22 protein-coding genes, 3 tRNA genes and 1 pseudogene are annotated in these 23,149 nt (G+C 48.5%); 12 read left to right on the top strand and 14 right to left on the bottom strand.

Annotated features, from left to right (window positions below):
• Nucleotides 1–3 precede the first annotated feature (3 nt).
• A complete protein-coding gene (gene srlE / locus BZJ18_RS08550) occupies nucleotides 4–1,017 on the bottom strand; it encodes a PTS glucitol/sorbitol transporter subunit IIB (protein ID WP_077456114.1) in 1,014 nt (337 codons plus the stop codon).
• Nucleotides 1,018–1,034: 17 nt separating this feature from the next.
• On the bottom strand, nucleotides 1,035–1,586 hold the full coding sequence (srlA, locus tag BZJ18_RS08545) for a PTS glucitol/sorbitol transporter subunit IIC (RefSeq protein WP_077456113.1): 552 nt from the start codon (nucleotides 1,584–1,586) through the stop codon (nucleotides 1,035–1,037).
• Nucleotides 1,587–1,911: 325 nt separating this feature from the next.
• Between srlA and BZJ18_RS08540 the strand changes: the two genes are divergently transcribed.
• From BZJ18_RS08540 to BZJ18_RS08525, 4 genes are all read left to right on the top strand, one after another.
• Nucleotides 1,912–2,886 carry a KpsF/GutQ family sugar-phosphate isomerase gene (locus BZJ18_RS08540; RefSeq protein WP_077456112.1) on the top strand — a complete coding sequence of 325 codons (975 nt, stop codon included), beginning with the start codon at nucleotides 1,912–1,914 and terminating at the stop codon, nucleotides 2,884–2,886.
• 100 nt (nucleotides 2,887–2,986) lie between these two features.
• Nucleotides 2,987–3,631, top strand: coding sequence for a hexitol phosphatase HxpB (hxpB, locus tag BZJ18_RS08535; RefSeq protein ID WP_077456111.1), 645 nt, complete (start codon nucleotides 2,987–2,989; stop codon nucleotides 3,629–3,631).
• A gap of 187 nt (nucleotides 3,632–3,818) precedes the next feature.
• Nucleotides 3,819–4,022 (top strand): CPXCG motif-containing cysteine-rich protein, encoded by a 204-nt coding sequence (locus tag BZJ18_RS08530; RefSeq protein WP_069587628.1) that lies wholly within the window; start codon nucleotides 3,819–3,821, stop codon nucleotides 4,020–4,022.
• A 173-nt stretch (nucleotides 4,023–4,195) separates the two neighbouring features.
• Complete coding sequence (locus tag BZJ18_RS08525) at nucleotides 4,196–5,566, top strand: MATE family efflux transporter (RefSeq protein WP_077456110.1); 1,371 nt, start codon at nucleotides 4,196–4,198, stop codon at nucleotides 5,564–5,566.
• A 58-nt stretch (nucleotides 5,567–5,624) separates the two neighbouring features.
• Here the strand turns inward: BZJ18_RS08525 and BZJ18_RS08520 are convergent, their stop codons facing one another.
• The 6 genes and pseudogenes from BZJ18_RS08520 to BZJ18_RS08490 all read right to left on the bottom strand — a co-directional run bounded on the left by BZJ18_RS08520 (nucleotide 5,625) and on the right by BZJ18_RS08490 (nucleotide 10,726).
• On the bottom strand, nucleotides 5,625–6,284 hold the full coding sequence (locus BZJ18_RS08520; RefSeq protein ID WP_077456109.1) for an HAD family hydrolase: 660 nt from the start codon (nucleotides 6,282–6,284) through the stop codon (nucleotides 5,625–5,627).
• Between the two features lie 2 nt (nucleotides 6,285–6,286).
• On the bottom strand, nucleotides 6,287–7,306 hold the full coding sequence (locus BZJ18_RS08515) for an ABC transporter ATP-binding protein (RefSeq protein WP_077456108.1): 1,020 nt from the start codon (nucleotides 7,304–7,306) through the stop codon (nucleotides 6,287–6,289).
• Nucleotides 7,306–8,091 carry an ABC transporter permease gene (locus BZJ18_RS08510; RefSeq protein WP_077456107.1) on the bottom strand — a complete coding sequence of 262 codons (786 nt, stop codon included), beginning with the start codon at nucleotides 8,089–8,091 and terminating at the stop codon, nucleotides 7,306–7,308. Before BZJ18_RS08510 ends, BZJ18_RS08515 begins: the two co-directional genes overlap by 1 nt.
• A 2-nt stretch (nucleotides 8,092–8,093) precedes the next feature.
• Nucleotides 8,094–8,810, bottom strand: a pseudogene (locus BZJ18_RS08500) (ABC transporter permease).
• Nucleotides 8,807–9,628: an alkaline phosphatase family protein gene (locus BZJ18_RS08495; RefSeq protein ID WP_077456104.1), complete on the bottom strand. Its 822-nt coding sequence runs from the start codon at nucleotides 9,626–9,628 to the stop codon at nucleotides 8,807–8,809. The pseudogene BZJ18_RS08500 and the gene BZJ18_RS08495 overlap by 4 nt, the downstream one beginning before the upstream one ends.
• A 12-nt stretch (nucleotides 9,629–9,640) precedes the next feature.
• Complete coding sequence (locus tag BZJ18_RS08490) at nucleotides 9,641–10,726, bottom strand: ABC transporter substrate-binding protein (RefSeq protein WP_077456103.1); 1,086 nt, start codon at nucleotides 10,724–10,726, stop codon at nucleotides 9,641–9,643.
• A 211-nt stretch (nucleotides 10,727–10,937) separates the two neighbouring features.
• Between BZJ18_RS08490 and BZJ18_RS08485 the strand changes: the two genes are divergently transcribed.
• From BZJ18_RS08485 to BZJ18_RS08465, 5 genes are all read left to right on the top strand, one after another.
• Nucleotides 10,938–11,678, top strand: coding sequence for a UTRA domain-containing protein (locus BZJ18_RS08485; RefSeq protein WP_077456102.1), 741 nt, complete (start codon nucleotides 10,938–10,940; stop codon nucleotides 11,676–11,678).
• A gap of 150 nt (nucleotides 11,679–11,828) precedes the next feature.
• Nucleotides 11,829–12,833, top strand: a complete 1,005-nt coding sequence (locus tag BZJ18_RS08480; RefSeq protein WP_077456101.1) for a DUF3080 domain-containing protein — start codon at nucleotides 11,829–11,831, stop codon at nucleotides 12,831–12,833.
• Between the two features lie 159 nt (nucleotides 12,834–12,992).
• Nucleotides 12,993–13,069, top strand: a tRNA-Val gene (locus BZJ18_RS08475).
• 23 nt (nucleotides 13,070–13,092) lie between these two features.
• Nucleotides 13,093–13,169: transfer RNA gene (locus BZJ18_RS08470), tRNA-Val, on the top strand.
• Nucleotides 13,170–13,182: 13 nt separating this feature from the next.
• Nucleotides 13,183–13,259: transfer RNA gene (locus BZJ18_RS08465), tRNA-Val, on the top strand.
• 170 nt (nucleotides 13,260–13,429) lie between these two features.
• Here the strand turns inward: BZJ18_RS08465 and BZJ18_RS08460 are convergent.
• From BZJ18_RS08460 to BZJ18_RS08445, 5 genes are all read right to left on the bottom strand, one after another.
• Nucleotides 13,430–14,254 (bottom strand): Cof-type HAD-IIB family hydrolase, encoded by an 825-nt coding sequence (locus BZJ18_RS08460; RefSeq protein ID WP_077456100.1) that lies wholly within the window; start codon nucleotides 14,252–14,254, stop codon nucleotides 13,430–13,432.
• A 67-nt stretch (nucleotides 14,255–14,321) separates the two neighbouring features.
• Nucleotides 14,322–14,795, bottom strand: coding sequence for an NYN domain-containing protein (locus tag BZJ18_RS08455; RefSeq protein WP_077456166.1), 474 nt, complete (start codon nucleotides 14,793–14,795; stop codon nucleotides 14,322–14,324).
• A gap of 142 nt (nucleotides 14,796–14,937) precedes the next feature.
• Nucleotides 14,938–15,102 carry a hypothetical protein gene (locus BZJ18_RS17370; protein ID WP_198532219.1) on the bottom strand — a complete coding sequence of 55 codons (165 nt, stop codon included), beginning with the start codon at nucleotides 15,100–15,102 and terminating at the stop codon, nucleotides 14,938–14,940.
• A 156-nt stretch (nucleotides 15,103–15,258) separates the two neighbouring features.
• On the bottom strand, nucleotides 15,259–17,007 hold the full coding sequence (locus tag BZJ18_RS08450; RefSeq protein ID WP_077456099.1) for a formate--tetrahydrofolate ligase: 1,749 nt from the start codon (nucleotides 17,005–17,007) through the stop codon (nucleotides 15,259–15,261).
• A gap of 155 nt (nucleotides 17,008–17,162) precedes the next feature.
• The gene (locus BZJ18_RS08445) at nucleotides 17,163–18,827 is read right to left on the bottom strand and encodes a methyl-accepting chemotaxis protein (RefSeq protein ID WP_198532218.1); all 1,665 of its coding nucleotides are present in this window, start codon (nucleotides 18,825–18,827) and stop codon (nucleotides 17,163–17,165) included.
• A gap of 248 nt (nucleotides 18,828–19,075) precedes the next feature.
• Here BZJ18_RS08445 and BZJ18_RS08440 point away from each other — a divergent pair, with 248 nt between their 5' ends.
• Entirely contained in the window at nucleotides 19,076–20,401 is a 1,326-nt protein-coding gene (locus BZJ18_RS08440; RefSeq protein WP_077456097.1) for an ABC1 kinase family protein, read from the top strand.
• Nucleotides 20,402–20,414: 13 nt separating this feature from the next.
• On the opposite strand, the gene BZJ18_RS08435 is transcribed toward BZJ18_RS08440, so the two are convergent.
• Nucleotides 20,415–21,356, bottom strand: a complete 942-nt coding sequence (locus tag BZJ18_RS08435) for a Gfo/Idh/MocA family protein (RefSeq protein WP_077456096.1) — start codon at nucleotides 21,354–21,356, stop codon at nucleotides 20,415–20,417.
• Between the two features lie 90 nt (nucleotides 21,357–21,446).
• On the opposite strand from BZJ18_RS08435, the gene BZJ18_RS08430 reads away from it, so the two are divergent.
• Nucleotides 21,447–21,779, top strand: coding sequence for a DUF3392 domain-containing protein (locus BZJ18_RS08430; protein WP_077456095.1), 333 nt, complete (start codon nucleotides 21,447–21,449; stop codon nucleotides 21,777–21,779).
• 98 nt (nucleotides 21,780–21,877) lie between these two features.
• The gene (locus tag BZJ18_RS08425; RefSeq protein ID WP_077456094.1) at nucleotides 21,878–23,149 is read left to right on the top strand and encodes a DASH family cryptochrome; all 1,272 of its coding nucleotides are present in this window, start codon (nucleotides 21,878–21,880) and stop codon (nucleotides 23,147–23,149) included.

Here is a 23,149-nt window from a genome sequence, read left to right as displayed (position 1 = left end):
CTACTATTGATAAATAAACATCGAGGCAAACCAAGCAATCAATACAGTTGGCGCACCAGTTAGGAACCGTGAATAAAGAACCGACGGCACACCGATCTCCACTGTCTTTTGGTCAGCTTCAGCAAGCCCTAACCCCACAGGGATAAAATCACAAGCGGCTTGCGAGTTAATCGCAAATAATGCGGGTAATGCCAAGTGAGGCGGAATGGTTCCCATGCCAATCTGAGTACCTACGAGTACGCCAATGACTTGCGCAATAACGGCGCCAGGACCCAAGAAAGGTGAAAGCAAAGGAAAAGAGCAGATCAATGCTAACGTCACTAGTCCCAAAGGGTTTTGTGCAAGAGGTGTCAGTCCATGGGCAACTAAGTCGCCGAAACCTGATGCCATAATAACGCCAATAAGCATCGCGACAAACGCCATAAAAGGAAGGATTGTCTGGATAATGGTATCAATGGTTTCCCGCCCCGCTTGGAAGAATGTCGACATCACACCTCCCATCGCCAAGCCTACCCGTGCTAAAAGGCCATCACTTTGCTGACTCAATTTTTTATTAGTATCAATAGAGGCTCCTCCTGTGCTTGATACTTTTTCTTCTACATTATCAACGTGATTACTTGCTTTATCTTTAGCAACAGATTCATTCCCTACTGCACTGACAACTTTTATTCCCGAAGGAGTCACACCCGAAACATAAATATCTTCAGTAATATGCTGGGCTAGCGGACCACTTTTTCCCGTAGAATGAATATTAACTGTAGGTATTCTTTTTTTAGGATAAAGGCCACACCTCAGTGTGCCGCCGCAATCAATTACCGCAACGCCAATCTCTTCTTCTGGCACACTTGTTTTAAAGCCATCTACAAGCTCATAACCAGTCACCTCTGATATTTTATGTGCAATCTCAGGACAAGATCCGCCAGTGATGTACAGAACCTTTTTACCCTCTTGAACAGGGAGCTTCAATGGGCCACCCCAACCACTACTGCCTTTTTCTATCACCAGTAATTTAGACATCTTTATTCCCCTTTTCATTATTGGATAATATGCACATTTCTATCGAGTTGTACGCCTTGTTGACGTTCAATAAAGTAGGTAGTGAGATCAGTTACCCAACCACGGAAGAAATTAGTGAACATACCCACTAATAAATAGCTCACAGCTAAAGGCCCAAGCGGTAATCCTAGTGTTGTGATACCACCTGCCACACCCAGATAGACGAACAGCTCTCCGGGGTTAACATGAGGAAATAATCCATTCATTGAATGACAACTATAAGAAGCCGCCGCATAGTAGGAAGGTTTATAACGCTCTGGTAAAAATCGGCCAAGACTTAATGTCATTGGATTACAAAAAATAAAAGTACCAATGACAGGTAGCACTAAATAACGTGTAATTGGATTTCCTGCACATCTTTGGGCTAGCCACTCAACTCTTTCTTGCCCAACAAACCGAATTAATGCGTTCATTGCTACAAGTAGAGAAATGAGCAGAGGAAGTATCCCTGTGACCATCCCTAAAAAAACCTCTCCTCCCTTTTCAAACAGCCCGATAAACCATTCCGCACCATGAATTATCCACTCCATAAACAACCTCTTTCATTATGATTTTGTGTTTAACCACACTCATATTTTCACTTTGAAAGATAAGTTAAAAGCAAAAAGTGGATAAGCCGTGACCAACCTCACGATGTTTTTTATTATGAAAAGCTGAAGTTGGATTTCAGCACCAAATAAAAGTGAAATTCAGTTTTATTTCATATCAATTAGTGACGATAATCACATAAATGTCTATTTTAGGACCAGTTACAGCTATGAACTCGCTATTATCTGCTCATTGAGACGTTTAGAACATTTCAATAAGAGCTTTTACAATAAAAATCTAGGCATATATTAGGAGAAGTGTATCAGTATGATTTATACGGAAAAAGAGGTGATTGAAATAGGTAAAAACTATATAAAACAAGAGATTAATCAAGCCAAGAGGTTGTATTCCTCTATAGGCATCTCTTTTGTTGCAACAACCACATTGCTTTTAGAGTGCAAAGGAAAGGCCATAGTCTCAGGCGTAGGAAAATCGGGCCATATTGGCAAAAAAATTGCGGCAACATTAGCTTCTACAGGCACACCAGCCTTCTTTATTCATCCAACAGAGGCGCTTCATGGTGATCTGGGCATGATTGGGCAAGAGGATGTCGTCATCATGATCTCGAACTCGGGCAACAGTCATGAGCTACAAAAAATACAAACGCTGATGGGAATGAAAAAGATTACAACTATCGCGGTAACGGGCAATCTCAATAGTCCGTTAGCGCGTAGCTGTGATATAGCGCTTGATATCAACACAAACCAAGAAGCCTGCCCACTAGGACTTGCTCCCACTTCTAGCACGACGAACACGTTACTGTTAGGGGATTCATTGGCACTCACTGTGATGACACTACGCCAGTTTGATAAACACGATTTTGCCCTATCTCATCCTGCAGGTGCATTAGGAAGCCGGTTGATTACACGCATTGAACACTTAATAGAAGAAAAACATCAGCAAGCATTTTGCCTTCCCGACACTGAGTTACAGGACGCAATAACTATCATGTGTCAAACAGGACTAGGCCTCATCACGGTAATAGATAATAGTAAACACGTTTTAGGTGTGTTTACCGATGGAGATTTAAGAAGAGCTTTTGCAAAAGGTTGTTGCCACAGGGTAAAAATGCACACTTTAGTTCAGTCTCATCCTATCCTCATCTCTGCTTCTAGCCTTTGTACTGAAGCATTAGCGCTAATGCTTCGCCATGGCGTGACAGCGATACCCGCGATCGATGACAATTCGTGCTTTACTGGCGTTATCAATCAACATACCATTCATCGCGCAGGTATTTGTTGATAAGTCTTCTAAACACCTAGTACCACTTTATGTTCGAAATCGGTGCTTATGCGTCGAATAAGTTCCTCACATTGATTATTCCCTTAAAACGAGGTTGGCAATGTTATCTGCCGCGATATTTGATATGGATGGTTTATTAGTCGATTCCGAACCATTCTGGCAACGCGTTCAAACCGAAGAGCTAGGAAAGCTAGGAGTTTCCATTAGTTTGCAAGACACCCGTGACACCACTGGTGTTCGAATCGATGAAATTGTAAAACACTATGCACGTACGCAACCTTGGCAAGGCCCGTCAAATGCCGAGGTTAGAGAGCGTATCGTCGCGCGTGTGGTCGAATTGGTTCAGCAAGAAAAACCCATGATGCCGGGCGTGAAAGAGGCATTGGCCATTTGCCGCCAAGCCGGCCTTAAAATCGGACTTGCGTCTTCGTCTCCCCTGTCGCTCATTCACCCAACGCTAGATGCATTAGGGTTAAGTGATCAGTTTTCTATTATTGAATCCGCCGGTGATTTAAAGCACGGAAAGCCCCATCCAGAAGTCTACCTAAATGCTGCGCAAGCACTAGGCGTTGAGCCTGAGCAATGTGTTGCCTTCGAGGACTCATTCACTGGTCTACTCGCCGCCAAAGCGGCCTCGATGAAAACCATTGTGGTACCCGCCGCTCATGAATGGGATGATCCACGCTTTGCCATTGCGGATCACAAACTTGAGAGTCTTGGCGACTTTACCTCAGAGATGCTGTAACACCGATATCGTTCATGGGCGTTTCCATAAGGCGGCATTGGCCGCCTCTTTTATTTCCATCACTTTGCCACCTCCCTCAGCACCTCGATATACTTTGCCCGAGGAGAGCCGCGCCTCATCATATCTTCTATACTTATCAAGAAACCCTTATTGGAGAGAAAGTGACGTCCCATCATGAGGAGGAATAATGAAAGACATCACTGACCGGATCGTGAGCTGCCCCCATTGTGGGCACCGTTTTGATATTACGCTTGATTTAAGCGGCGGAAACCAAGAGTTCTATGAAGATTGCCCAAATTGCTGCAATGCCATTCACTACAATATGCAGATTGATGAGTTGCATAAAACGGTCAATTTATTTGTCGATGCAGACGACGAGCAAATCTTTTAACTGATAAGACGCGCTCGGGCCTATCTAACGCGACACACTCAACGTTGTCCCGTCTGTCAGAAATACAGGCGCCGTGCCGAGTTTTGCTTTCTCTTTCACCGCTCTAGCACGTATAATCTCCCTCGTATTATCTGTTCCCTCCTTCCCTTTTAGACAACCGTGTTGAGGCAGTCGTGCAGCAGTATCGTGATGAAGCGAGCGCCATAATTAGGCTCAGTATTCCAGTTTTTATCGCGCAAATCGCGCAAACGTCGATGGGCTTTGTCGACACCGTCATGGCCGGTGGCTATAGCGCGACCGACATGGCCGCCGTCGCCGTTGCATCCAGTGTGTGGATGCCAGCTATTTTGTTTGGTATTGGCCTGTTGATGGCTATGGTCCCGATGATTGCTCAGCTTAATGGCGCAAGCAAGGACGACCAGATCCCCTATCAATTTCAGCAAGGCCTCTATATGGCGCTGTTTCTGAGTATTCCTATCGGGTTGGTTTTGTATAAAGCTGGCGTCATCATCAACTTGATGGATGTTGAAGCTGCATTAGCCGATAAAACAATCGGTTACTTACACGCCGTGATTTGGGCGGTTCCGGCCTTTTTGGTGTTCCAAGCGATTCGTAACCTTTGCGAAGGCATGTCGATGACCATTCCCGCGATGGTCATTGGTTTTATCGGCCTTGCCGCCAACATTCCGTTAAACTGGATGTTTGTGTATGGCAAACTCGGTGCGCCTGAGCTTGGCGGTGTCGGCTGTGGGGTCGCAACCGCCATTGTGTATTGGCTGATGGCCGTATTGATGTGGATTTATGTGGTATTCAGTAAAAAACTGAGCACCTTACAGCTGTTTGTTTCGCTTTATGCGCCCGCGCTTAAAGAACAAATCCGCCTGTTTCGCCTCGGTTTCCCTGTTGCCGCGTCACTCTTTTTTGAAGTGACCTTGTTTGCAGCAATTGCGATTTTGATTGCTCCGCTGGGGCCGATTACCGTGGCCGCTCACCAAGTTGCGATTAACTTTTCGACCATGATTTTTATGCTACCTATGAGCCTCAGTGCAGCGGTCAGTATTCGCGTGGGTCATTTGCTGGGCAAACGCACCACGGTAGGTGCGGGCAATTCGGCCAAAATTGGTATTTGGCTTGGCGTAAGCACCGCGTGTATTACGGCTATTCTTACCGTTTGGCTCCGCGACCCCATCATCGCACTCTACTCGGACAATGTGGAAGTGGCGACACTGGCCTCATCCTTGATGTTATTGGCAGCGGTATATCAAATTACCGACTCTATTCAAGTGGTTGCCGCCGGTGCACTGCGTGGTTATAAAGATATGCGCGCCATCTTCCAACGAACATTGGTGTCTTACTGGGTGTTTGGTTTGCCACTCGGCTACGTATTAGGCATGACAGATTGGCTGGTACCGGCAATGGGCGCTCACGGTTTTTGGGTTGGGATCATTATTGGTATTTCCACCGCCGCCCTCTTGCTCGGTCTGCGATTGTTTTGGATGCGCAACCAATCGTCTGAGTTTCAACTTGCCATGTCAGAACGCTAATCCTATCGCCCTGCTGAGGTTTTCTGTCAGCAGGGCAACCTCCTCCCCTACATTTAACTTATTCCCAACTTAAAATCGTCCAATTGGGCTGGTCAGCTTGGGCGCGTAACTGCGAACAAGGGTTGACCAAGTAAACATAATCAGCGTACTGGCATAAAGGCAAGTCGTTGATCGAGTCGGTGAAAAAGTGAATCGCTGAATAGTCGGTTGACTGAGCATTTAGCCATGCCTCTAAACGTGCCACCTTCCCTTCTCGATAGCTTGGTACGCCGGCAATGGTAGCGGTATAACGATTGCGCGCTGTCACTAAATCAATCCCCAAGGCGTCAGGGATCCCAAGGTGGTGCCCCACCGCCTCGACAAGAAACGTGACGCTGGCTGAAATAATCACTCTATCGATGCCATCACGGTCTAACTGCGCCAGCAATGTTTTCGACTCGGCAAACTGCTTAGGTAAAATTTTGGTGTGCAAACACTCTTCTACCAACGCATGGACCTGTTCGACGGATAAGTCGGTCAGGGGCGCCATCGCAAACTGAAGGTAGCTCGCCATGTCGAGCTTTCCTTGCGTATAAAGCTGCATTAAACGCTGATCTTCCTTTAAAAAATCGGATTGCGTCACCACGCCTTTTTCTACCAAAAACGCGTTAAACAACATGGCACAGTCACCATTAATCAAGGTATCGTCCATATCAAAAACGTACAAAGGTGACGACATAGCTAAGGCCTCACGGGTTGGAGTTCATTAAGGTTAAAAAGCAGCTCGAGCTGACTACCGTTCGCCAACAAACGCTCAGATGAGCGATTGAGAAGATCCACGGTGAGCTGGCAGTCATCGACCGCCACTTGGTAGCGAATCACATTACCAAGCAGTTGATGGTTATGGATCCGACCGACACGTGGCGCGGAAATATGTGAGCCATATTGGCGTCCCGGTTCTTTGATATAAATGGACTCAGGGCGAATCGCCACTTTCCACTCGGTATCCAGATTAAACAGCTGTTTCGCTTTCTTGGCCTCTATCAAGTTGTAATGGCCCATAAAGCCGGCAACAAATTCATTGGCCGGCTGGGTATAAATGGCTTCCGGCGTGCCCGCTTGTACGATTTCACCTTTGTCCATCAAGAAAATACGATCTGACATGATCATCGCTTCTTCTTGGTCATGGGTAACAAAGATCGTGGTCAAATCCATCTCTTTTTGAATGTCACGGATTTGCTGGCGAAGGTGTTTGCGAATTTTGGCATCCAGTGCCGAGAGTGGTTCATCTAGCAATAAAATTCGCGGTTTCACGACCAAAGCGCGAGCAAGGGCAACACGTTGACGCTGTCCGCCAGATAATTGGTGTGGATAGTGTTTTTCCTTCCCCGTCAGATCAACCAGCGCAATAACCTTAGCCACTTCACGTTGGATGTCAGCCGTCCCCCACCGCTTCATTTTCAATCCAAAAGCAATATTGGCTTCAACCGTCATATTGGGGAACAAGGCGTATGACTGAAACACCATGCCAATCCCTCGCTGCTGAGGCGTTTGGTGAGTAATATTTTCACCATTTACCCATATCTCACCATCATCAACGGGGTTCAAGCCAGCCAGGCTGCGTAGCAAGGTTGATTTACCGCAACCACTCGGCCCCAACAAAGTAATAAATTCGCCTTGCTCAATCGTGAACTCAATGTCTTCAAAGACAGTGTTATCACCAAAGCGTTTCGTCAGATTATTGGCACGAACGTAACTCATTATTTCACCCCTCGGCTAAAACGACTTGCGAGCCAAGTCAGTAAGAAAATAAACAGGAAATAGGTCATGACCAAGGCGGAAGTAAAGTGACCACTGGTTTGACGCATATTGTAGAGATATATTTGCAGAGTCTCGTAACGGGTTCCCACCAAGATATTGGCGAAAACAAACTCGCCAAGTAGAAAAGAGAACGATAAGAACAACGACGACATAAGGCCTTTTTTCACATTCGGTAGTACGATCAGTAAAAAGGCTTGGCGAGTGTTCGCCCCCAGTAAATGAGCGGCATCCATCAGATCATGCAGGTGAATTGCCTCGAAGCTATTGGCAATCGCACGGTACATAAAGGGCAACGCAATGGTGAAGTAGGTGCCAATCAAAATCCAAGGAGTGCCAATCAGTGCTATCTCGCTGTCAGCGTAAAGCTGAAGTAAGCCCACCGAAGACACCACAGGTGGTACGGCAAAGGGAAGCAGGATCATCACATTCATAAGCTTGTCGAGCGTTGGGAAGTAGTAAAACACCACAAAGATAGCCGGCAAGATCAACACCACACTGAGCGTCAACGCGGCGACACAAATAAACAGTGAGCGGCCAAACGCCTGTAAAAAACGCGGATCGGTGACAAGCTGAGCATACCAATCCAACGTTAATCCATCGGGCAAAATGGTAGCGCCCCAACGCGATGAGAATGAATAAATTAAGGTCGCTAAGATCGGGACTAGCATCACGCCAACAATGCCGTAAACCACGGTTTTGTGGTATCGAGTATTCATCGCATCCATCGCTATTTTCTCCCCTTTTTGCCCGCGTAGCTTTTTGCAATAAGCCATTGGTTGACGACGGTAATAAACGCCAGTAACACCATCAAAATGACAGAAATCGCCGCTGCCAGATTGGGCTCAAGGAATAAATCGCCCGATACCAAACCCAAGCAATACGGTGTACTGGGCGAGTTTGACCTTTACGGCAAGTGGGGGTTGTTGGCGATCTATATTTATTTTCAAATTCCACTGCCGTAAAGGTCAAACTCGCCCAGTACACCGTATTGCTTGAGGAGCAAGGTAATGGCGCCATTGGTGCCCAAAATAATGATAAAGGCAAACGCCAATGGAACGCCGGCAAAGTTGCTGCTCATATTGGTAAAGGCAATCACGCCATCACGAAGTTTAGAATCGACGCGATGCAGCGAAGACACTAACAGCGTTGCGATGGCCAATCCCACCACACTCGACCAAAACGCTAACCACAAGCTATTGCTAAACGCTTGAAGCATAAACGCTGAGTCGATGATTTCGACATAGTTATCGACACTTAATGTGTCATCGTAAATAAAGCTATTAACGAACACCCAGACCATGGGCGCAATTTGAAACAGATAAAAAAAGTAGCCAAAAGGGACTAACCACAGTGCGGGCTTCCACCGTTTTAGTCGAGTCACCCAGGTGATCTTGGCTTTGGCCGCTGCATGGGTGTGCGTGGGAGTAAGAGAACTGTCCATCATGCTAACAATTCCTGAGTAAAGGGTTTGTGGTGGTCGAGCTGCAATAGCTGACACACAGTGCCGCACAGTTCGGTTTGTTTTACCTGACAGGCTTGATGGCTAAAACGCTCACCGATAACAAACAAAGGCACATCGCGCTCTTCTGCCAACGTGCCACCGTGCGATCTGTCATTATTCATCCCGTGATCGCTAGTGATCAGCACTTGATAACCGTCGGCGACCCAAGCTTCGATGTAATTTGAGAGCAAACTATCGATATGCCGTGCACCATTACGATATTGATGAGAGTCCAAGCCATGTTTGTGCCCAAGGTCATCCATATTCATGGGATGGATGAGCAAAAAATCGGGCCCGAAAGTACGACGTAAATACTCTGCGTCCAACAACAAGGCTTCATCTGGGTAATGATCCCAATGGTAGAAACAGCCATGCTGAATATTGAGTGATGTGTCATGCGTAAAGCGATCTCTAACCGGCTCAAAAGGCGCACGATTATAGAGCTCGCTGACCCAATGATACGCCGCGGCCGCGGTTACCTTACCTTGTGCGCTCGCCAAGCTAAAAACTGAATCATACTTGGATAAACGCACAATCGCATTATTGACGATGCCACTTTCTATCGGGCGGATCCCGGTTAAGATGCACTCGTAAAGCGGACGTGACATGGATGGCAATTCACTTTGCAGCTGATAAAGCGTGGTGCGCAGCGCTGATTGGGAATGAGGTTGTTCTACAAGACCGTTCAGATAGCCCATGCAATCACGGGCTACCTGATAATTCAGTCCGTCAAGAACAACAAGGATCACCTTATTATTCATACTAACCGACTTCTATTGCTGGTGGATAAGCACACTTTCTTGCCATTGACGAGGTAGACGGCGCGCTGACTTTTCCCATGCCGAGAAGTTTGTCACTGGGCGCACATTGCTGTATTGGTCATTGGCGATCAGTTTGTCTTGGATCGACTGAGGTAAGGCGACATTGGTACGAATCGGACGAGCATATCCCTCGGCAAGATTAATTTGCCCTTGGTCACTAAAAATGTACTCACGCGCCAACTTCGCCGCGTTGGGGTTTTTCGCGTATTTGTTGATAATGGTGGTGTAACCAGAAATCACGGAGCCATCTTGAGGAATATTTACTGTGAAACGCTCACGATCAATTTTGTCGCGGTAATTCAGCGCGTTAAAATCCCACATAATGGCAACTTCAACTTCACCTTTTTCAAGATTTGCAATGCTTGGATTAGTAAAAGACAAGCGTCCTTGTTTAGACAGTTTCGCAAAGAAATCAATCGCAGGTTTTAGGTTGGATTCATCCCCGCCATTGGCAAATGAAGCCGCTAAAACGGCATTGTTTGCCTGAGACGCAACGCCCACATCCCCAACCGTGACTTTATAATCGCCTTCGAGTAGGTCCTGCCACGATGTTGGCGCATCTTTCACCAAGTTATTGTTGGCGATAAACGCGATCGTGCCGGTATAAGCCAACGCCCAGTGGCCCTCTTTGTCTTTCGCCCAGTCAGGAATATCATCCCAGGTACTCGGCTTATAGGGCTGGGTCACGCCCTTTTTCACCGCAACACGCGCAAAAGCAAACCCAACATCACCGATATCCGCGGTGGCATTTTTCTTCTCAGCTTCAAATTTGGCAATTTCTTGTGCCGAGCTCATATCCGTATCTTGATGGGTTAAGCCGTAATTTGCCTTCAAGTCCGCCCAAGTGCCTTTCCAGTTCGCCCAACTGTCAGGCATGCCTACGCTATAAACAGCGCCTTCTTGCTGGGCGGCCTTGGTCAGAGATTCAAGATTGGTCTCTTTCGCCACGGCGGGGAACGCCAGTGTTGCGGCGATCAGTGCTGCTGGCACCATACGCTTCGCCGGTAAAGCAACGGAACGACTTAGCAAAGTTTTCATGGTCTTCATCCTTCTGGACTAGGTCAGTAAGTTCGTTTTGCATGCTAGGGCGCGAATGTGACGATTAGGCATCAATCGATTGACATTTCTGCTTACATTTCATGTCACTTTTATTGCAAGCAGGGAGTGTCCAAGCGACTTATCACTGTCATCTTTTTGTTAACTCTTTGACTTATCTTGCAGAGATTCTCTTTTCTGGACTCGATCACCGATGAGTGTTATCAAGACTCGCCAATACGGCACGCAACTGACATATATCAAGCAAAATTTGCGGGAGCAGATCCAAGCAGGCGTGATACAAAAAGGACAAAAGCTTTCTTCGGAACGAGAGCTCAGTGAGCTCTACGGCACCACGCGTATCACGGTTAAAGATGCACTGATTTCACTGGAGACCGAAGGCCTGATTTATCGCGAAGAGCGTCGAGGTTGGTATGTATCCCCCGCGCGAATTGGCTATAACCCTTTATCTCGGACCCACTTCCACCAAATGATCCGCGAACAAGATCGCAGCGCGGATACTCGATTAATCAGAGTGCGCAACGAAGTCGCATCCGGTGAGTACGCTCGTGCGCTAGACGCAGGCCCTATGTTGCCCATTCATATCATTGAGCGGTTACGTTATATCGATGGTCGAGCGGTACTGTTTGTCGAGAATGTGCTGAAAGCCGCTTTGTTTGAAGGTATCTTAACTGAGGATTTAACCCAGTCACTGACAGGGATTTACCGAGACAAATATCACTACGAAACGAAACGCTCGCGGTTTGAAGTCATCCCCACCTCAGCCCCCGCTCACGTTGCCAAAGCATTGAACCTTGCCAATGGACAACCCATCCTCAAAATCTGCCGAATCAACTACAAGCAAGATGGTGAGTTGATGGATTGCGAATTTGAATATTGGCGACCCGACGCGGTGGTGATCCGTATCGACAGTGTCGACCCCGCTGTTCGATAATCGACCTTATCGGTTCTAGAGCGATGTAACGGGAATAAAACCATCCTACTGACATAAACTCAGTAAGGCGCGTAAACTATGAGACGTGGCGATCGGGTTGCGGGTCGCCTTCGTATCGACTGGCRTCGACGCTAAAGGAATCACCGTGTTATGCGCTTACTCGCTCCCCTTCTGATTGTTCTATCGATAAGCTTGCTGACTGCTTGTGAACCAGCCGATCCGGCTAAAGCCATGATGGCCGACTACCAACAACGCCTCGGAAATGTGTTGGATGCGGATCCCTCTCCCCTTAGCCTACCGGCGCTGCCCTCTTTGCCTCGTAAACGGGAGCTGGTACAACCCATCGCCGATCTCCGTTTAGGGTTACTCGATGCCTATGAACTGCGCCAATGCGGGCTGTTTAATTTAATTGCCGAGCGTAATTCCTCACTGGGAAAAGTCGCCGATCGCTTTCGTCAGCTTGATTACGAACTCAGTTTTATCCGTGTCGCTAAGCAGTGCCTGCCAAAGGTGAAAGATGACAGCATCCGAACCGCGCTCAATGACGCCATCGTAAGCAAAACCCAGCAACTTCCCACCGTTATCTGGAATACGGTGATTGATAGCAGCGCCTGGCAAGCACAGTGGTCATTGCCGATTCACACGTTGCCGGTTGAACTTCCCGCGCATAGCAATGCGGTCAGCGCGATGACGCAATTCGGCCGCTTGGTTCAACAGCCATCGTCGACTTATGAAAGCATTCTTGAGTGGCAAGAAAGTATTGAAAAACAACCGATTTTAGGCGCATTATTCGTCAGCCTGACAGCACATACGGATTGGCTTAATCAAACCAGCCAGTTGATTGCCGACAATCAATCCAAAGTACTGTGTGGTGAAAATTTTGATACTACCCGCCTCGAGCGATTAAAAACCGTGTTTTACAAATATTACGTGGGTGAAGTACAACCTTATTTAGCGCGCGTAGACGGCTTGTATCGTGATGTATCGCCAACATTAAACCAACTTGCCTCCCTAGAAACGCCTCCGCCTTTTTCTGCGTATAAATCCGCCTATTGGCAAGGCGAGGCATACACGACGTATAAACAGGCCATTCGTCATCATGCCGATGTATGGCAACAGCTGTTCCAACGCTGTAACGTGACCTTAGGCGGGTAAGTGTCCGCCTGTCACGTCGCGATCATAAAGAAAAATGGTGAAAAACCATCAATTTGACCACCAAATCGCCAAACAGACGTCAATGTGCAAAAAAGTGCGCTCAAGCGCTTGCGTGACACAGATGAACTCGCTACTATTCATCCCGCTTTCAAGCACTGTGCGTCCGTAGCTCAGCTGGTTAGAGTATCGCCTTGACATGGCGGGGGTCGGTGGTTCGAGTCCACTCGGACGCACCACTTTGCTTGAAACAAAAAATTATGCGTCTGTAACTCAGTTGGTTAGAGTGTCACCTTGACATGGTGGAAGTCGGTGGTTCGAGTCCACTCAGACGCACCACATTTTGAAATTCGCGTCCGTAGCTCAGTTGGTTAGAGTATCGCCTTGACATGGCGGGGGTCGGCAGTTCGAGTCTGCCCGGACGCACCATTTCCAGAGAGCCTGCTTTTTAGCAGGTTTTTTTGTTTTCCGCGAATACCGCTACCTGTTCTTTAAAGCAAGATAGGGTCACACCACATCAGTAAACAACACCATCAATACCATGAAATTAAAACGAGGCAGGCACAAACACCCGCCCCATTGATTCATGCTTGTTCGTTTTACGCTACGGCGCTATCCGCTGCTAACACAAACTTTTCAATCGCTTTGGCCACACCGTGCTCATCATTGCTTTCGGTAATGTAATCCGCGATTTGCTTGGTTGCTTCCATGGCATTCGCCATCGCAATGCCAAGGCCCGCGTATTCCAACATCGCGTGATCATTTTCAGCATCGCCCATGCAAATCACTTCATCGGGTTGAATACCTAGATGCGCTGCAATGGCGGCCACTCCCGCCCCTTTATTGCTCGCAGGGTTTAAAAACTCAAGGAAGAAAGGCGCACTTTGCACGACCGTAAATTCCTCGCGTAGCACGGATGGTAACGCACTGATCACTTCGTTTAACTTGCTTGGCTCTGCCACCATCAACACTTTGATAATCGGATGATCATCGCTTAGGGTCTCGAAATCCATCACGGTAATATCTAGGCCGTTGATCTTGCCCTCAATCTCGGTATACGGATTCTGTGCTGGTGTAATTAAACCGTGCTCAGTACTAAACGCGTGCACGTAGGCACCCAATGCTTCAGCATGTCGAGCCAGCGCTTTGGCGGCTTTGCCGTCTAGCCCTTTTTGCAAGATCACCTCATCGGTCCCTACGTTTTTCACCATCGAGCCATTGTAATAAAGCACAAAGTCTTTATCCGACCCGATTCCCAGTTCGTCTAGCTTAGGCTGCATGCCTTCAAGCGGACGGCCAGACGCTAATACCACAGTCACGCCTTTCTCACGCGCGCGGGCAATGGCTTGCTTGTTCTCAGCAGATATTGCTTTCTCGCTGTTTAACAAGGTGCCGTCCATATCCAGGGCGATTAATTTGTACATCGTTTACTCACTTCAACATCAACATAAAATCAGAAATTGTCCCAGAACCGCAAACTAAACGCCGTGCCTACAACAACATATCGTCTTCAATCGCGATAAAGCGATCGACGCTATTCACCAAGGAATTAGCCGTTAGGGAAGGCACACCAAGTACCACCGCTTCAGTGTGATATCGCGCGCGGATTTTGTTCATCAGCAAATCAAAATCTCCGTCGCCGGATAACAGCACCACGGTATCAACCTCGGGTGCTGTTTCCATCACATCAATGGCAATCCCCACATCCCAATCGCCTTTGGTACTGCCATCGGCGCGTTGAATATAAGGTTTAAGCTTGACGGTAAAGCCAATGTGGCGAAGGGCATCTTGAAATTTGATTTGCTGATCGTCATCGCGGCGAATGGCGTAGGCATACGCGGTTACCACCTCCCCCATATCATTGAGGGTTTGCCACAACTGGCGATAATTAAACTGACGCCCGTAGGCTTGGCGTGTGGTGTAGTAGATATTTTGAACGTCGACAAAAACCGCGATTTTTTTCAAGTCAGGCTCACAGTCGGTGGGAGAATTAAGGTCAGAGAGGATACCACACCACGCTACCATGAAGACAATGACGAGCGTGGCCGCATCTAGCAAAAACAAAAAAGCCGCTGACAACAGCGGCTCTCGCGAGGTATATAAACGATCACTGACATTTAGCTATTTGCTCTGCTTTTGTGAGCATGTCTTGCTGCTCTTTGATCGTTTCTTTCACTATCTTATCAAAAAACTTTCGCTTTTCTCTCGACGATGAGTGACGCACGAAGTCAGAGAAAGCGGTAGATTTTACCTTATTACGCTTGTTTTGCATGGCTTCCTCCTCTCGTTATACCGACGATACGTTCAAGCGACTCTCGATTGTACTTTTTGCGCAATAGTGCGTCAATGTCACTGACGTTAAAGTGTGGTCTCTTGTTATTGCCATCGACGTTTTTCTCAATAAAAGTGATATCAAGACGCTAAGTCATTAACTTAACCCAACAATATTACCCTCATCATCAAGGTCAAGGTTCATAAACGCTGGTTTTTCCGGTAGACCGGGCATGGTCATCACGTTGCCACATAAGGCATAGACAAATCCGGCACCCGCGCATAATTTCAACTCGCGGATCGGTACATCAAAGCCTTTGGGAGCGCCTTTTATCGCACCATCGGTTGAAATAGACAGTGGCGTTTTCGCCAAACAGACTGCCAAGCCGTCATATCCTTGCGCTTTAAATTGTTGCAGTTGCTGTTTCGCGGTCTCACTTAACGTCACGCTTCCCGCACCATAACCAACTTCCGCAACCGCCATTAGTTTTTCTTCCAAGCTTTGCTGGGCGTGATACAAGGGCGAGAATGATGTATTGGTTTCACATTGCGCGACCACTTGTTCCGCCAGTTCACGCGTACCCTCGCCACCTTGGGCAAAGCCTTCACTGATCGCTACCCGCACCTTGTTGGGCAGCGCTTCAATCATCGCCTTGAGTGTCGCAAGCTCCGCATCACTGTCTTGTGGAAAGCGATTAATCGCCACCACCGCCGGCACACCATATTGAGTCACATTATTGATATGCCATTTGAGGTTTTCAAACCCTGCTACTAATGCCTCGTTATCATCCGCAAAGAGCGCGTCGGGCATAGGCTGACCAGGCTGTAAATTGTAGTGACCCGAGTTGGCTTTTAAGCCGCGCAATGTCGCCACAATCACTGCACAGTCTGGCGCTTTACCGGATGCTTGCGCTTTAATGTTGCAGGCTTTTTCAAATCCCATGTCCGAGCCAAAGCCACCTTCGGTGACGGTATAATCACCTAGCTTAAGCGCAATGTTATCGGCGATAATCGACGAATTGCCATGGGCAATATTGGCAAACGGACCGGCGTGAATCAGTGTCGGCACACCTTCTAGGGTTTGCATCAAGGTGGGTTCAATCGCTTCTTTCATACTGACCGCCATCGCGCCAGCTACTTGTAAATCTTCGGTGGTGATCGGCTCACCGGTATGGCTATAAGCCAACACTATGCGGCCGATGCGCTGACGCAGATCGCGAAGATCGCTCGCCAATGCCAGAATCGCCATTAGCTCAGAGGCGGCCGAGATATCAAATCCGCCCTCACGCTCGTAGCCGTTGATGGTTTTGCCCGGCTCGTTTTTACCCACAGTTACCATACGCAAGGCGCGATCGTTGTGATCCATCACCCGCTTCCATACCACGCGATTTGGGTCGATTTTTAACGCTTTTAAGCCACTACGCGCCTCAAAATCGTCATAACCTCGACGTTGCTCGTGATAGATTCGCGCATCAATAGCCGCAGCAGCCAAGTTGTGCGCCGCGGTCACCGCATGAATATCTCCCGTCAGATGGAGGTTGAGCTCCTCCATCGGAGCCACTTGCGAATAACCACCGCCAGCTGCGCCACCTTTCACACCAAATACGGGCCCCATCGAAGGCTGACGAATACATGCTGTCACAGAATGATTCAGCTTCGCCAAGCCTTGCGCAAGACCGATGGTGGTGACGGTTTTGCCTTCACCCAAGGGCGTGGGAGTGATGGCGGTGACCAGGACTAACTTTCCCGTTCGCTTGGGGGCAAGACGCTTTAAGCAATCGAGAGAGATTTTGGCTTTATAGCTACCTTGCGTTTTAAACTCTGAGTCAAGAAGGCCAGCTTGCTTGGCAATGGTAGATATGGGGGCGAGTGTGGTGTTACGACAGATCTCGACATCAGGCAGCATGAAACCCTCTCAATAGCGCACAATATGTTATAAGCAAACGTTTGCGTCAGCATAATACCGCTAAAATAGCTATTGTAAAGCGAAAGGACGCTTGCCGTAAGCGTCCTTTATGACTTTTTATCCCGTGTGCCGAGAATAATGATCATGCTATTGAATTAGGCGACTTTAAATTGCCCCACCAAGGTATCAAGATCTTGACCAAGCGAGCTCAGCTCTTCCGCAGCGTGTGACGATGCCTCACTTGAGGTCAACAAGCTAGCGACAATGTCGCGAATCGATACCAGATTACGATGAATATCTTCTGTGACCGTGGTTTGCTCTGACGCCGCGCTAGCTATTTGCGAGGTCATATCGTTTACTTGCGAGAACGCCGCGCTCACCGAGGTGATTCGCTCGCCAATTTGCGCTGAAATCGTTGCCATGCTTTGGCACTCTTGATCGCTGTCGGCAATGGTTTTCACGGCACTATCTACATGCACGTGTAGACCATCAAGCATGTCACGGATCTCATGAGTGCTGGTTTGGGTACGACTGGCCAAGGTGCGCACTTCATCGGCCACCACCGCAAAGCCTCTTCCCTGCTCGCCCGCACGGGCGGCTTCAATCGCTGCATTTAGCGCCAGCAGATTGGTTTGCTCGGCAATTTCACCAATCACAGACAGTACCGAGGTAATTTTATCCGACTGAGCTTTAAGCTGATCCACTTGCTGACTCGACTCGCTCATTTTCGCCACCAACCGCTCAACCGACGCGATAGATTCATGCACTTGGGTTTGCGCGTTTTGCGCATCTTGGGTGGCAGACGTAGCCGCATCAGCAACCTGCGTGGTGTTTTGTGCTACTTCCTGCGCAGCAGAGCTCATCTCTGTCACCGCGGTCACCACTTGCTCGGTTTCGTTATCATGAGTTTGTAAGTGCTGGGCTACCGTCGCGGTCTGCCGCGCCATATCACTGGCAGTGCTATTCACTTGTGCGGTGACCTGAGCGACCCGTTGAATAGTTTGCTGTAGTTTGTCCACAAAGCGATTAAACGCATGACCAAGTTGGGCAATTTCATCATGGCCGTGCACATGCAAGCGCTGAGTGAGATCGCCCTCGCCACTGGCAATATCATTCAGCTTATCGAGCATGTTTTTCACCGGTTCACCAATGCGCTGCGCAAACCAGCTCACTAGCAACACTGTGATAATCACCGTGCCCAAACCAAGCAAGGTTAAACGCCAGATCTGAGCATCCAATGCTTGCTCTGCTTCACTGCGATAAGCGGCTACCTCTCGCTCGATATCATCGATATAGGCACCGGTACCAAGCAACCATCGACCATTATTGATCATCACCGCATAGCCAATTTTCTCAATCAGCTGGTCAGCGCCGGGCTTATCAAACATAAAATTGAAAAAGCCATCGCCTCGCTGTGCGGCCTCAAGCAGGCCTTGAATAACCTTGTTGCCTTTCGGATCGGTAAAATCAATCAGGTTTTTCCCTTCAAGGGCTGGTTTAACAGGGTGAAACACATTAATCCCCTGTTTGTTGTAGATAAAAAAGTAACCCGCTTCGCCAAATTTCACATCAGTAAGCGCCGTTTTCAGCGCCGCCAGACGTGCCTCACTGGTACCGGGATTGATGCGTTCTACAATGTTCTCGGCCACCTGAGTCACTTCTTCGAGTTGTTTTTTACGCTCGTTGACTAATTTTTCCCGAAACGTGGCAATGTTCTCTTCTATTAATGTCCGCTCGTTATCTGCCGTGATTGCACTCAAAATCAATATCGAGGCAATAAGCGGCACAATGGCAAGCAGCAGTATTTTTGTTTTAAACATCAGCTTCATTAGCATTTACCCTACAGACTAATTTTGTAAGCAAATGCTACTACTTGGCTAGACAGGATAAAACATAACCAGCTGTTTTCTATGAACTAAGCAACACTCAATTAGCGAAGCTGTGATACTGGTTGAAGTGTCATGTAACTGGTAGGAACCGTGTCATATCGTGGCGTGTATTCAGCTCGTCTCCACCAAACCATTCCTCGGTTTATACCGTACACTTAGTGGGTGACAAGGAGACGGTGATGAAAAGTAGCAAGGTTCCTCATGGGCGATATTCTCGGTTAGGAGCGTTGGCTTCCCTAGCGGGGCGTGTGGCGTCGAATGTGGCGTGGGAAGGTGCGAAGCAGTTTGCACAAGGCAATCGGCCGAGCCGTAAAGATTTGGTGATGTCGCCGGCTAATATCGCCCATGTAGCGGACAAACTGGCGGATTTGCGCGGTGCAGCGATGAAGGTCGGTCAGTTACTGTCAATGGATGCGGGAGATTTGATCCCACCCGAGCTCAGTGATTTATTGGCTCGATTGCGCAATCATGCCACGCCTATGCCATCTAACCAACTTAACCAAGTACTCACCGAGCAGTGGGGCCCCGAATGGAAGCAAGCTTTTACCCACTTTCGTTTTTCGCCCATCGCGTCAGCGTCGATAGGCCAAGTGCACGAAGCTTATACTGATGCTGGTGACAAAGTGGCGGTGAAGGTCCAGTACCCGCGGATTAAAGACAGCATCGATAGCGATGTCGATAATGTGATTACCTTATTGCGCTTGAGTGGCCTGATCCCCAAAGAAGCGAATTACCAAGCCTTACTCGATGAAGCGAAGCAACAGCTGCATGATGAAGCCGATTATCGTAAAGAAGCGAATGCAATGATGCGCTTTAACGAGCGGCTGAATGCTCATACGGATTTAGTGGTGCCCAATATCCATTCAACCTTAACCACAGATCGCGTGTTGACCATGGATTTTATGGCGGGTGAACCGATTGAAACCCTAACAAAAGCCGAGCCTGCCGTGCGTCACCGCGCGGTGAGTCAACTCTTTACCCTACTCTTTGAAGAGGTGTTTGTGTTTGGGGAAGTCCAAACAGATCCTAACTTCGCCAATTATTTATACCAACCAGAAAGTGGCCGTATCGTCTTGCTCGATTTTGGTGCCACCCGTCAGTACACCTCACGATTTACTGAGGGCTATCGCAAGTTGTTCTTAGCTGCCATTGAAAAAGATAACCCCGGCATTGACGCAGCGCTGACCCAGATTGGCTTTTTTGCCGAGGCGATCTTACCGGAGCAAAAAGCCAGTGTGCTTGAGCTTGTGAACACCGCTTGTGAGCCAATAGCGGCGGATGCGCCCTTTAATTTTGGTCAAGCCGATTTAGCCACCCGTTTACGCAACCGTGGGATGGCGCTGAGTATGGAGCAAGGCTATTGGCATACGCCGCCGGCGGATGCGCTATTTTTGCATCGAAAAATTGCGGGGCTGTATTTGCTGGCTGCCAAATTGGATGTCACCTTAAATGTGCGAGCCTTATTGATGCCTTACCTCACGGCAGAACGCGTAAAAACAGCGTAACCGTGAAGCCAAATTAACCATTGTCTCGCAGCGCTTCACAATAGGCGACTAAGTCTTCGGCCACCCAATGAGAGGCCACACTGCGTGCGGTGATAGCGGCATCTATCCGGCCCGTTTTGACGACCTCAAACCAGTGGGTCAGCATGGCTTCAAACCCTTTACTGGCCTGCATGCCTGTCCAGTCAGGGAGAGACAATTGCGCGACTTGATTGTCTTGCATACGCTCACCGCGCGTAAATCCATCAAAGAAGTAGCACTCGTTACGGTAGGCTGCGGCAATGGTTTCCTTGGTGGCGCCATATTGGCGATTCATACTGGCTTCAAATAAGCTATTATCGCGATGCCAACGAATATCTAAACGCGCGAGCAGTCCTTCATCAAACTGGGCAAACACATCCAAATCATCAATGTTCATGTCACCGTGCAGGTTAATACTGTCAAGCGGGTGAATAAAGTCATCGAAAATGAATCGACGGGGCGCATCTGGCAGCGCATGACGATGCTTTTCCCACCGTAACGATAACAGGGGCGAGCCGAGTTCATCTTCTGGGCGCTGTCCGTTTAAATGGGCGTTTAACAGCGGCAAATAACGGCGATTAAATCCTGCAAACAAAGGCGTATTATGCTTTTCAGCAAGGTTAAAGAGAGCTTCAACATCCGCCCCCGATTGGGCCACCGGTTTGTCGACAAACACGGGAATACCTGCGGCTAAGAACGGACGCACCAACGCCGAATGAGCATGAGTAGCAGCATGAATCATCACCCCATCCACGTTCAACGCCAAGACTTCTTCAACATTGGCTGCTGTGTGCGCCACCCGATACTGCTGCGCCAGTTCCGCTAGTGTATCGGCYTGGCGGCTGCACATGACCCAGTCAAGTTCGGGCCAACTTGCAAGCAGTGGCAGGTATGCTTTTTGGGCGATGTCACCCAACCCTATCGAGGCAATTCTCATGTTTTCTCCTTACCGCGCGACTTACGTTGAGGCTGGAAGTCGCTAGTAGAAATCAGTAACCTAGCAGCATTCTACAGAGTGTGACGAATTATGAATATTATTATCTCTTGGCTTGCCCAAGGTGGCGCTTGGCTAACCCCTTGGTTAAACGAGATCGCCGTTGCGGTCACCGCATCTTTATTGGTGGTGTTTGGTAACGACATTAATCGTACCCTGCGTCGTTTACTGACCGGCCACAATTTTTTTGTCCGCACCTTGGTGTTTATTGGCATCAATGCATTTGGCTATGGCGCATTTATTGTGGCAGTCTCCCCTTGGCTCGCCGCGAAAATGCGCGCATGGCCTGATCAATGGCTGATGTGCGCTGTGGTAGGCGTCTTTGTGTTTGTTGGCTATTGGGCGCAGCGTCAACGACAGATCTAATCCTAGACCCAATTCGCTGTTTAAAACATCGGCATCCATACTTACTGATCAATCTGGATGTCGATTCTCGGCGTATTGGCGAGAAAAAGGAGATCAACATGCAACGCGGACTGATGTGGTTTCGCCACGACCTTCGAATTCATGACAACCCTGCTCTCGCCAATCTTGCTTCGAGCTGTGACGAGCTCACCTGTGTGTTCGTCATTGATCCACGCTGGTCACGCGCCGATCACTTCCAAAGTAAACATCTCGGCCCTCAGCGCGAAGCGTTTTTGTGGCAAAGCCTTATCGAGCTTCATCGCGCGCTCGACGTCATGGGGCAAAAACTCATTATTAGAACAGGCACACCTTTGGAAGTGCTCGCCGACCTGTGTACTCAACATCAAATTGATGTTATTGGTGTCACCGATCACCCAGGCCCCTTTGAGCGCCAGCAAATAGATACCCTTGTTAGCCGGTTTCCACAACGTGTGATGGTGTCTGATGCACATACACTGTTTAGTCAGCATCAGTTACCCTTTGATTTACCGGATATTCCAGCCACCTTTACGCAATTTAGAAAAGCGGTCGAAAAGCGCGACATTCCGCCACGTCTACCGCTTGCCGTGCCAGAGTCCTTACCGCGTCCTATCGATGGCATAGTTACCGAGCCCGCACCTTTATCGGATCGCCGTATTGCACCATATCAAGGTGGAGAGATTGCTGGCCGCGCGCAACTGAATCATTACTTATGGGATACCCATCGTATTCAGCGCTACAAAGAGACGCGAAATGGTTTGGATGGTTGGGATTTTTCATCCCGTTTATCCGCATGGCTAGCCAATGGTTGTTTGTCTGTGCGTTGGGTCGCTGCAGAGCTGGACCGTTATGAGCGTAATGTGGAAAAAAATGAGTCTACCTATTGGCTCTATTTTGAGCTCCTGTGGCGGGAGTATTTCCAGTGGATGTTGTATCACTACGGAGCGCGCTTTTTCCGTTTTAAAGGCATTGCCGATAAACGTCCGCTCACCACGTTTTACGCCGAAGCCTTTATGGCATGGCGTGAAGGCAACACCGATTTCCCGATCGTCAACGCCGCCATGCGCCAGCTAAAACACACGGGATGGATGTCGAATCGGAGTCGTCAATTAGTCGCGAGCTGCTTGGTGCATGAGCTCGGTGTGGACTGGCGTTACGGCGCAGCTTACTTTGAGCAGCAACTGATTGATTTCGATGTCGCCGCTAACTATGGTAATTGGCAATACCTCGCCGGTGTCGGTGCAGACCCGCGCGGCAGTCGTCGGTTTAATCTCGACAAGCAAACTGCACAATACGACCCTGAGGGGACATTTATTGCTCGCTGGCTCGCCGATGAGGTTCCGTCACATTAG

Source organism: Salinivibrio sp. IB872, assembly GCF_001995345.1.
Taxonomy (GTDB): Bacteria; Pseudomonadota; Gammaproteobacteria; order Enterobacterales; family Vibrionaceae; genus Salinivibrio; species Salinivibrio proteolyticus.
This window is presented reverse-complemented; position numbering and strand designations above follow the sequence as displayed.

What these genes read in the sequence shown, in the direction of transcription:
- BZJ18_RS08510 (WP_077456107.1), bottom strand. Translation starts at nt 8,091, where the DNA reads ATGGATGCGATGAATACTCGATACCACAAAACCGTGGTTTACGGCATT.
- BZJ18_RS08515 (WP_077456108.1), bottom strand. Translation starts at nt 7,306, where the DNA reads ATGAGTTACGTTCGTGCCAATAATCTGACGAAACGCTTTGGTGATAAC.
- hxpB (WP_077456111.1), top strand. Translation starts at nt 2,987, where the DNA reads ATGTTATCTGCCGCGATATTTGATATGGATGGTTTATTAGTCGATTCC.
- BZJ18_RS08480 (WP_077456101.1), top strand. Translation starts at nt 11,829, where the DNA reads ATGCGCTTACTCGCTCCCCTTCTGATTGTTCTATCGATAAGCTTGCTG.
- BZJ18_RS08445 (WP_198532218.1), bottom strand. Translation starts at nt 18,827, where the DNA reads ATGTTTAAAACAAAAATACTGCTGCTTGCCATTGTGCCGCTTATTGCC.
- BZJ18_RS08425 (WP_077456094.1), top strand. Translation starts at nt 21,878, where the DNA reads ATGCAACGCGGACTGATGTGGTTTCGCCACGACCTTCGAATTCATGAC.
- srlE (WP_077456114.1), bottom strand. Translation starts at nt 1,017, where the DNA reads ATGTCTAAATTACTGGTGATAGAAAAAGGCAGTAGTGGTTGGGGTGGC.
- BZJ18_RS08540 (WP_077456112.1), top strand. Translation starts at nt 1,912, where the DNA reads ATGATTTATACGGAAAAAGAGGTGATTGAAATAGGTAAAAACTATATA.
- BZJ18_RS08520 (WP_077456109.1), bottom strand. Translation starts at nt 6,284, where the DNA reads ATGTCGTCACCTTTGTACGTTTTTGATATGGACGATACCTTGATTAAT.
- BZJ18_RS17370 (WP_198532219.1), bottom strand. Translation starts at nt 15,102, where the DNA reads ATGCAAAACAAGCGTAATAAGGTAAAATCTACCGCTTTCTCTGACTTC.
- BZJ18_RS08460 (WP_077456100.1), bottom strand. Translation starts at nt 14,254, where the DNA reads ATGTACAAATTAATCGCCCTGGATATGGACGGCACCTTGTTAAACAGC.
- srlA (WP_077456113.1), bottom strand. Translation starts at nt 1,586, where the DNA reads ATGGAGTGGATAATTCATGGTGCGGAATGGTTTATCGGGCTGTTTGAA.
- BZJ18_RS08485 (WP_077456102.1), top strand. Translation starts at nt 10,938, where the DNA reads ATGAGTGTTATCAAGACTCGCCAATACGGCACGCAACTGACATATATC.
- BZJ18_RS08495 (WP_077456104.1), bottom strand. Translation starts at nt 9,628, where the DNA reads ATGAATAATAAGGTGATCCTTGTTGTTCTTGACGGACTGAATTATCAG.
- BZJ18_RS08530 (WP_069587628.1), top strand. Translation starts at nt 3,819, where the DNA reads ATGAAAGACATCACTGACCGGATCGTGAGCTGCCCCCATTGTGGGCAC.
- BZJ18_RS08490 (WP_077456103.1), bottom strand. Translation starts at nt 10,726, where the DNA reads ATGAAAACTTTGCTAAGTCGTTCCGTTGCTTTACCGGCGAAGCGTATG.
- BZJ18_RS08440 (WP_077456097.1), top strand. Translation starts at nt 19,076, where the DNA reads ATGAAAAGTAGCAAGGTTCCTCATGGGCGATATTCTCGGTTAGGAGCG.
- BZJ18_RS08450 (WP_077456099.1), bottom strand. Translation starts at nt 17,007, where the DNA reads ATGCTGCCTGATGTCGAGATCTGTCGTAACACCACACTCGCCCCCATA.
- BZJ18_RS08430 (WP_077456095.1), top strand. Translation starts at nt 21,447, where the DNA reads ATGAATATTATTATCTCTTGGCTTGCCCAAGGTGGCGCTTGGCTAACC.